Annotated in this window: 8 protein-coding genes; all 8 read left to right on the top strand. The window is 48.5% G+C overall.

The window, feature by feature from the left end; all coding sequences use genetic code 11:
- Positions 1-612: hypothetical protein (locus RDU76_11175; GenBank protein MDQ7799481.1), on the top strand; the 612-nt coding region annotated here is incomplete at its 5' end.
- 331 nt (positions 613-943) lie between these two features.
- A complete protein-coding gene (locus tag RDU76_11170) occupies positions 944-2,980 on the top strand; it encodes an SLBB domain-containing protein (protein ID MDQ7799480.1) in 2,037 nt (678 codons plus the stop codon).
- 222 nt (positions 2,981-3,202) lie between these two features.
- Positions 3,203-4,096 (top strand): hypothetical protein, encoded by an 894-nt coding sequence (locus RDU76_11165; protein ID MDQ7799479.1) that lies wholly within the window; start codon positions 3,203-3,205, stop codon positions 4,094-4,096.
- Positions 4,093-4,788: an acylneuraminate cytidylyltransferase family protein gene (locus RDU76_11160; protein MDQ7799478.1), complete on the top strand. Its 696-nt coding sequence runs from the start codon at positions 4,093-4,095 to the stop codon at positions 4,786-4,788. The genes RDU76_11165 and RDU76_11160 overlap by 4 nt, the downstream gene beginning before the upstream one ends.
- Positions 4,788-5,114: a hypothetical protein gene (locus RDU76_11155; protein MDQ7799477.1), complete on the top strand. Its 327-nt coding sequence runs from the start codon at positions 4,788-4,790 to the stop codon at positions 5,112-5,114. The genes RDU76_11160 and RDU76_11155 overlap by 1 nt, the downstream gene beginning before the upstream one ends.
- Before the next feature lie 17 nt (positions 5,115-5,131).
- Positions 5,132-6,625, top strand: coding sequence for an N-acetylneuraminate synthase family protein (locus tag RDU76_11150; GenBank protein MDQ7799476.1), 1,494 nt, complete (start codon positions 5,132-5,134; stop codon positions 6,623-6,625).
- A complete protein-coding gene (locus RDU76_11145; protein MDQ7799475.1) occupies positions 6,564-8,237 on the top strand; it encodes a hypothetical protein in 1,674 nt (557 codons plus the stop codon). The genes RDU76_11150 and RDU76_11145 overlap by 62 nt, the downstream gene beginning before the upstream one ends.
- Positions 8,238-8,255: 18 nt before the next feature.
- Positions 8,256-9,494, top strand: coding sequence for a hypothetical protein (locus tag RDU76_11140; GenBank protein MDQ7799474.1), 1,239 nt, complete (start codon positions 8,256-8,258; stop codon positions 9,492-9,494).
- The last annotated feature ends 33 nt before the right edge of the window (positions 9,495-9,527 follow it).

The following is a 9,527-nucleotide window of genomic DNA, read 5'->3' as shown; positions in this document are numbered from 1 at the left end:
CTGCTGAAAAAAATCCTGAAAAAATCACTGCCCATAGCCCTTACCGGTATCGCCTTATATATCTCCAACTGGTTCGGAGTGATTTATCTTACCACGACTGGCGTCAGCCAGGACCTGACCTATTATTTTTTAGCGGGAAAGTTCGCCGGGGCTCATTTAATTTTGATATCCATGTTGTACTTTGCCTATATCCCAGCCTTATCAAAAATGGACCATCCCCGGCTTGAAATTTTATTTAAAAGGTGGCTTTGGGTTGTGCTATTATACGTCGTGTTGTCATCCCTGACTGTAATTTATATATTACTTCCTTTGATCACCAAGTTTTGGGGACCTGAATACCAAAGGGTACAGATCTATTATATAAATTATATTCCCTGGATACTTTTTTCCTGCATCAGCTATTATTCCGGAATGTTCATCTATGCCCGGGGTTTGGTATCTATTATAGGCAAATTTCAGATAATATTGGCAATTTTCACCTCTTTTAACATCATTTTGGGGTATAGTAAATGGGGGTCAATTTCCCTGCCATTGGCTGAAGCTTTGGCAATGCTGATTGCAGGAATAGGTCTATATGTTTTTTGGCAAAGACACTGCAGAAATGTAACTTAAAGAAACACAATGTATTAAATGACAGGGACCCGCGCTCTTTATTTTAATGATAAAGAGCGTTTTTTTATTGTATTTTATTCTTAAAATTATAAAATATTTTCATTTATATAACATTTTTTAATCCCTTGACTATGATAAACATTCATGCTAAAATGTTCTTTTAATATAATACTTCACATGAAGTTGCGCTGATTTCAAAGGATATAAAAAGAAAAACAATTAAACTTTCGGGAAAATTGCTTAAGCGGGTTTTGGCGGTTAAAAACAGATCATAAATTAACCAGATATTTCAAATTTGTTAAATCGAGGATGAAATAAGATGCGATCAATCATGAAAAATATAGTTGCCTTGGCGATCCTTTTGTTTTTCCAGAACGCTTCGGCCCAGGATGCAGCTAGGGCAATTACTGATGCCGGGCTAGATGCCGAAGTCAGCAAGGCCGGTTTGACCGTTCCCGATGCGGTGGAAAAGGCCAGAGATGTCGGCTACACCGACCAAGATATCCTTAATGCCATAGAAAAGACCAAAAATGAGGGGAAGGTTGCTGAAGAGGCGGCTTCGGACTCGGAAAAGAAGAAGGCCAAGGAATCTTTGGGCGGGTCTCAAGCCTTTCGGGAAATGCAGCATGCTGTCTTTGAAAGTTATAACATAGTAAAAACACCAAAATATAGGCTGTTTTCCCTGCCTCCTTTCGGGTACGAGATATTCAACAACCCGGCAATAACCTTTGAACCGCTGGACTATGCTCCGGCCGACCCCAATTACCAGATCGGGACCGATGATGAGCTGATGGTCAGTCTCTACGGCGAAGTGCAGTATTCGGGAACCTATAAAGTGGATAGGGAGGGTAAGATCAATCTTCCCGAAGCCGGAATGGTGATAGTCAACGGGCTGACCCTGGCCGAAGCCCATAAGAAGATCGTGGAGCGCCTGTCCCAGATTTACGCCGGCATCAGGTCCAAAGCCATATCGGTGGATGTGACCACCGGAAAATTGAAGAGGATAAAGATCTTCGTCCTGGGCGAGGTCCAGCAGCCCGGCGGTTTCCTCATCTCCAGCACCAGCACCGCTTTTACCGCCCTTTATTACGCGTCCGGTCCCACCAACCAGGGATCGTTGCGAAAGGTCCAGGTGCTTCGCAACAACAAGACGATAGCAACCATCGATCTCTACGATCTGATCCTGAAGGGAAAAAAGGACAGCGATATCCGGCTGCAGAACGGAGACGTGGTGTATGTGCCGCTGGCGCCCAGGAAGGTGGCCATCCCCCGGGGGGTCTACCGCCCCGGCATATATGAGCCCCTGCCCGGCGAGGGATTGAAGGCAGTGCTGGCCCTGGCCGGAGGGCTGCGCCCCGATGCCTATACCGAGATCATCCAGATAAACCGCACCGGCCGGGACGGACTGGTCACTTTGATAGATCTTTCTTACCGTGACATAATGTCAAATCCGGCCGAGTACCAGCTGGAGAACGAGGACGTGATCGGCATATACAAGGTGCCCGAGGGAATAGACAATATCGTCACTATCGACGGGTTCGTCCTGATGCCAGGGCCCTATGAGATCACCGACAATACCACGGTCGGGGAATTGGTAGATAAGGCCGGTGGGCTATTGAAGATCGCTTACCGTCCCAGGGCCGAGGTGTCCCGGATGCTGTTCTACGCCCGGCCGGAATCGACGGTCACCTTCATACTCAACCTGGACAGCGAGACCGACCGGGCCTTTCCCTTAAAATCCCGGGACCGGGTGATCGTCCGCCAGGACCCCGACTACCAGTTCCAGAAAAGGGTGACCATCGACGGCATGGTGTATTTCCCGGGATATTACTCCTTGTCGGCCGAGGGAGAGCGTCTTTCCAGCATCATCAAACGGGCCGGAGGGCTTAAGCCCTTGGCCTATCCCGAAGGCAGCATCTTCAGCCGGGCCGGGGAGGGCCAGATCGATGTGAACCTAGCCAAGGCCCTAAACAGGAACGGCAGTCTGCACGATGTCGTGATGCGGGACGGCGATGTGCTGTCCATCCCAGAAAGGCCGGCTACCGTCAATATCACCGGGGAGGTCCGCTTTCCGGTCAACACCCTCTATGAGCCCAACCACGGGTTCAAACATTATCTGGAAAAGGTGGGAGGCACCACCGAGGATGCCGACCGCAAAAGGATAACCGTCCGGCTGCCCAACGGGCGGAACATGAAGCCCAAAACCTTCCTGGGACTGTTCCAGCGCAATATCCCGCCGGGAGCCTCGATCATCGTACCCAAAAAGAAGGAAGGCGCCGGGGTCAAATGGAGCGAGGTTATTCAGAGCACTACGGCAATATTAACGACAACGGTGGTGATAGTGGTGGGCATCAAACAACTGCAGTAAATTATATACCCTCCTGTTTTAATTGCGTTTAGAAAGATTAATAACACATATAAAGGTTTATTAATGGAAAATCAGATAAGAGAAAATCAGGGCAGCTCTGCCTTAAAGTATATTGATATTATTCTCAGGGACTGGAAGCTGATATTTTTTATAACAGGAGCTATCGGCACTGTTACTCTGGTCCAACTGCTTTTTTTTACCAAACCGATATTTAAGGCCCAATTGACGATATTACCGACGGGAGAGGAGGCCGGGACATTTTCCGCACTGTCGGTAATGGCCAACGAACTGGGGGTGGACATTCCCGGGACCAAGGTCAAGATCAATACTCCCCAGATCTACCAGCGGATCATCGCCAGCCAGCGGATGACCGATTCCCTGGCCCAAAAGGCTTATCAGGGGAGAAAGGACAATGCCCCGCGGACCCTGGCCCAAGTGCTGGGTATCAAGGAGAAGAACCCGGAACTGATGGGGTATTTTCTTCATGAGGCGGTTATGGGCATGATCAAAATGCCCATCTCCATCAAGGAGGGGACCCTGGATATAATGGTGACCTTCAAGGATCCCGACATCGCCTCGCAGATGGCCAATTACATCGTGGAGCAGTTGGACACCTACAACAAATATTTCCGTAAAAGCAAGGCCGGCAACAATCGGAAATACATTGAAGAGCAATTGACTAAAGCCAGAGAGGACCTGAGGAGGGCCGAACAAAACCTCACCTTTTTTAGGGAAAATAATCGCCAGCTGATGTCGTCCCCATCGCTCCAGCAAGAAATGGTCCGCCGGACCAGGGATCTAAGGATTCAGGAAGAAATATTTGTGATCATAACCAAGGAGTATGAAAAGGCCAAGCTCCAGGAGATCAAGGATATCCCGATCATCGACATCGTAGAGAAGGCCCGGCCCCCGGCTGTCAAGAGCAACTCCCGGACCAGGGTGTTGCTGGCCTCCATAGCTTTCGGCCTGTTCCTGGGAATAGCCTTTAGCATCGGCCGGGAATACCTGAAAGAATCAACCATATTGAGGGATATTCAGGCTACCGAGGGCTACCAAATATTTGCCGGCGACATTAAAAAGATCGTCATTAAAATATTCCCCAAGCTCAGAATATGAACATCCTGGCCCTGATCCCGGCCCGCAGCGGGTCGAAATCGATCATCAATAAAAACATCCGGCTGTTGGGCGGGAAACCGCTCCTGGCCTACTCCATCGAACATGCCCGGAGATCAAAAAAGATCACCAGGATCATTGTCAGCACCGATAGCCGACGCTATGCAGCCATTGCCAACAAATACGGAGCCGAGACTCCTTTTCTGCGACCGCGGGAGATGTCAGGCGATCGCTCGACAGACCTGGAAGTATTTATCCATGCCCTGGAATGGCTGCGGCTCAATGAGGACTATCAACCGGAGATCTGTGTACATCTAAGGCCGACCTATCCCATAAGGAATTCCGAGGATATCGATAAAATGGTCCGGATCATTACTGAAAACCCAGGGATCGATTCCGTCCGATCCGTGGTACCGGCCCCCGAGACCCCTTTTAAAATGTGGTTCCGCGACGAAGCCGGAAAACTTTCACCGGTGATCAAAAGCAGCATCAAAGAAGCCTATAATATGCCAAGGCAATCGCTGCCCAAAGCATATCTGCAGAATGCTTCTATCGACGTGATAAGAACGAACGTGATCTTGAATAAAAGATCGATGACCGGCGATGTCATTCACGGGTACGTAATGGACCACTTTTGGGACATCGACCGGCCGGATCAGCTGAAGACCGTCAGAAAGATACTCAAGGCCAAGTGATGGATAAGAAGACATTCTGTTTCGACATTGACGGGATCATCATGTCGCTGGTTCCAGGCAACGATTACTCCCTGGCCCGGCCCCGGCCGGAAACGGTCAGCCTGATAAACCGGCTTTATGAACGGGGCCACCGGATAATATTGTTCACCGCCCGCGGCTATGTGACGGGGATCGACTGGACCGAGACCACCCGGCAACAGCTTGAATCCTGCGGCCTCAGGTACCACCAGCTGATGTTCGGAAAACCGGCGGCGGATTATTACATTGACGACAGGATGGCCAGTCTTGACCAGATAAAATCGATGCTGGATGACCTTGATAAATAACAGTCACTGGAGACGAAATGAAGGATATTTTTAAGAATCTGTACATTTTCGAAATGGCCAACAACCATCAGGGCAGCGTGGAGCACGGACTGAAGATCATTGCCGAGATGGGAGCGATAGCCCGCAAGCACGGCATCCGGGCCGGGGTCAAGCTACAGTACCGGGAGCTGGACAGCTTCATCCATAAGGACCATATCAATTCCGGGGCGAGCAAGCATATCAAACGGTTCCTGGATACTCGGCTGAACGCCAGCCAGTTCCAGCAGCTGGTGCAGGCCATCAAGGAGCAGGGGATGGAGGCCATCTGCACGCCATTCGACGAGCCCTCGGTGGCCCTGCTGGTGGAGCACGGCATCTCCATCATCAAGATCGCCAGCTGCAGCGCCAACGACTGGCCCCTGCTGGAAGAGATATGCCGGACCGGCAAGCCGGTGATAGCCTCGACCGGCGGCCTGACCCTGCCGCAGATAGACAAGATAGCCAGCTTCTGCGGCCACCGGCATGCAAATTTCGCCCTGCTGCATTGCGTGGGTGTCTATCCGGCCAGCAACCAGAACATCAATGCCGGGTTCATCGACAAACTGCGCAAGAGGTATCCCGGCACGGCCATCGGGTATTCCGGGCATGAGGCCCCGGACAACCTGGATGTGGTAAAGATCGCCGTGGCCAAGGGCGCCCAGATCCTGGAGCGGCACGTGGGGGTGGAGACAGATAAAATAAAACTTAACGCCTATTCGATGAATCCGGTCCAGACCGGCAAATGGCTGGAGGCCGCCCTGCTGGCCAGGGCCATTTGCGGCCCCGGAGAGGACAAGCAGGTCACCCGGGATGAGCTGGACTCTCTACGGTCCCTGATGAGAGGGGCCTTTGCCGCCGGCCATGTAAAAAAAGGGGAGGCCTTGTCCCGGGACAAGGTCTATTTTGCCATACCCTGCCTGGAGGGGCAGACCACGGCCTTTGAATATCACGAATCGATGACGGCCGCCGGCGATTACCGGCCCGACCAGCCGATAAAGGAGATACGCGGGGAACGGAGCAAGATCGACCTGGTCCGCAGCGTGGTCCACGAGGTGAAAGGCATGCTTAACGAGGCCAACATAGTGCCGGGCAGCGATGTTTTGATAGAGCTTTCACATCACTATGGGATCGAACGGATCAGGGAATACGGGGCGGTGATCGTGGACATCGTCAACCGGATGTACTGCAAAAAGCTGCTGATAGTCCTTCCCGGGCAAAAACACCCCACCCACCATCACAAAACCAAGGAAGAGACCTTTCACCTCCTATCAGGCGATATTGAGATAAATCTGGGGGACAACCAGCTGGTAAAAATGACGCCAGGGGACACCCTGCTGGTTGAACCGGGCACCAGGCACAGTTTTACCTCCCGCAGCGGGGCCATCATCGAGGAGATATCCACCACCCACATCAAAGGCGATTCTTACTACGATGATGACGAGATCAACAAAAAGGATCTGCTGGAGAGAAAAACCGTGGTGGAGAACTGGTGATATTCTGTATATGTTTAGAAAATTGCTTTCAAATATCTTTCACGGGGTTATAAATACCCTCTCAGATTATTCCAGTCTGCTATTTTCAAAAATAGGGCTTGAACCAATTATTATAACCACGCCATATGCTGCATTAAAACAGTGGGAATCAAAAACGCTCCAGGCAAAAAGGGCGGGGGGGGCGAAGAGGATTGCTATCATGGCAATTCGCAATGGGACCTGGGTGGAATGGGCGGTTTTTGCGGCGCATAAGATATATAACATGGGCTACCAGCCGGTTGTTATTTATGACGAGGGAGATGTGAAAAACATATATTTTCCCAATAAAGTATCCCCCACGGGCATAAATTTCTGGAAAGAGTTCCTATCCCTAGATTACATAGAAAAATATGATTTAAACTTGTATTTTGAAAGTGAGGATAAGAAAGAAATTACAGCATCGTATTTAGACTTTGTAGGCGAATATGCACACACCGTAGCTGCTTATAATTTACGAGTCGAAGAATATGAGTCACATGTAATGGTAGAAGATTATAAAAAGGAGTATGGCAACGCACAAAACATGCTTATGACAGCAGCAGTTGCGTTAAATAATTTGTTAAAAAATATACAGATTGATACTTTTCTATGTCCCTCTGGGTTAATAGATCAGTCGGCCGCTGCTTTGGAAGTAACAAAGCGATTAAATATTAGATCTATTTTCATTGAAGGATGGGCCATGAGGCCAGGGCATTTAATTTGGGCTTTTAATCGGCCAGCCCTCGATTATGATGTCGAGGGGTGGATGAAAGTATTGGGTGAATGGAATTCGGAAAAGGAAAAGGACTCCAACGATTTTAAAAAATTTCAGGAGCGTCTTTCATTGACTCGTGATGATGAGTGGTTAGAGAATTTTCATCCGGTGCAGAGAAGAACCAAGCAAGACAAATATTCCAGAGAACTTGAAGAATTTCTCATGAGACCAGGGACTCTTTTTTTATGCGGAACAAATGTGGTGGGCGACAGTGCCACATTGCGACGGGCGACAATATATAAAAACCAAAAAGAATGGTTATCCGGCTTAGTGGATTATTTTAAGAATCACCCAGAATACCGGTTGTTGATCAGAGCCCATCCTGACGAAGCCTGGCAAAAAGCAAAGGTCAAAATAGGCGATTATGTCGCAGAGTTGAAAAAAGGCATAAATAATATTTATGTAATAAAAGGCGATGAGGATATCAACACCTATTCATTGGCGGAAAGAGCTGATATTGGCTTAGCCTGGCTAAGCAATATTGGGGTGGATATGGTGATAAGGGGCAAACCGGTTATAATGGCTGCGAACCCTAAATACGGAAACCTGAATATTGTTGAGATTCCCAAAACAAGGGAAGAATACTTTAGAAAAATCGAACAAATGGCGGCCAACCCAACCCCACCATCTAAGGATGCAATAAACCGGGCAAAATATTATCAGAGGATCCTTTTCAAAGAAATGTCACTGGAGGCTATTGGTAAAAATTATTCATCCATTGAATACCGATTGGGTAAAAACAGAATACATCCCGATCAGGAAAAATTCTACAGAATATTGGTCGGAGAACTGGATGAAAAAGGCCGCAAAATGGCTTAAACGACGACGGATATCGATTTGAATCAAGAATTTAAAAAATATAAAAACATCTCCCTGTTCACTTCTTCGGCCGTTGTATTAAACATCTCCAGTTTGATCAGCGGGTTTTTGGTCTATCGCTGGATTGATCCCTATTACATCGGCATTTGGCAGACCATGATGCTGATTCAGACCTACAGCGCTTTCCTGCGGCTGGGGGTGATCAACGGGATGAACCGGGAACTGCCGTTTTGTTTAGGAAAGGGCGATACCGGGCAGGCCCATAAATACGCCGAGACAGCCCAGTACTACAGTCTGGCCAACATCATAATATTCGCCGCCCTGGCCATCCCGACGGTGTTCTTGGTCAACTTAAAGGCCGACTGGTATTTCCCGGTGATCAGCATAGGCGTTGTCATCTGCCTGAACTTCTACAATGCCTATCTGGCCGGGACCTTCCGGGCCAATGCCGATTTTGAGAAACTGTCATATATCCAATTTATCGATTCAGCCTTTCGGTTGATCAGTTTGGTTTTGGTTTTTCTTTATGGGTTCAAAGGCTATTGTGTTCGCGAGATCGCCATTACCACATTGATAACCCTGATAACACACTTATGGCGGCCGATAAAGGTTAAGCCGGTGTTTGATGGGACAATATTTAGAACATTGTTGAAAACAGGATTGCCAATATTTACCGGGTCATATTTGTTTGGGTTTTTCAACACCCTGCCGCGCTTGGTCCTTATTAAATTCGGATCGATAGAGATGCTGGGATTATACGCCCCGGTGCTTACCTTGATCGGCGCCATGGGCATAGTTCCCGATTCCATCGGAACATATTTGTATCCCAAGCTGTCTTTTCAGCTGGGGGCGGACAACGACCCCAAACGCATCTGGAGTCAGTCCTTGAGGGCACACCTGGCTTTATTGGCCATAGGGATCCCTTTGGCTGTGGCGGGGTATTTGACCGTCCCGTATATTATCGATAATTTTCTTCCCAAATACATCAGGACCAAAGATATAATAAATCTGGGACTGATGGCCGGGGTGTTCTTCAGTTTTAAATTCGGCTACACCATATTGATCACCCTTAAATCATGGGCCTATATGTCGGTCTATATAATTGCTTTTGGCCTTTGCCAATACTTTTTGCCTTTGGCGATGCTGAGATATCACGATCCGCTCAAGGCCGTGGTCCTGGGGCAGATGATATCGTTTATGGCAATGTATATGATGTCTTTAATTATAAATTACCTTGCTACCCACAAAAAAATATAATCTAAAACCTGTCATAATAGTTTGTTTATGCCA

The sequence above is a fragment of the Candidatus Edwardsbacteria bacterium genome (assembly GCA_031082425.1).
GTDB lineage: Bacteria > Edwardsbacteria > AC1 > AC1 > EtOH8 > UBA2226.
The sequence above is the reverse complement of the archived record's forward strand: the minus strand, read 5'-3'. Positions and strand labels throughout refer to the sequence as shown.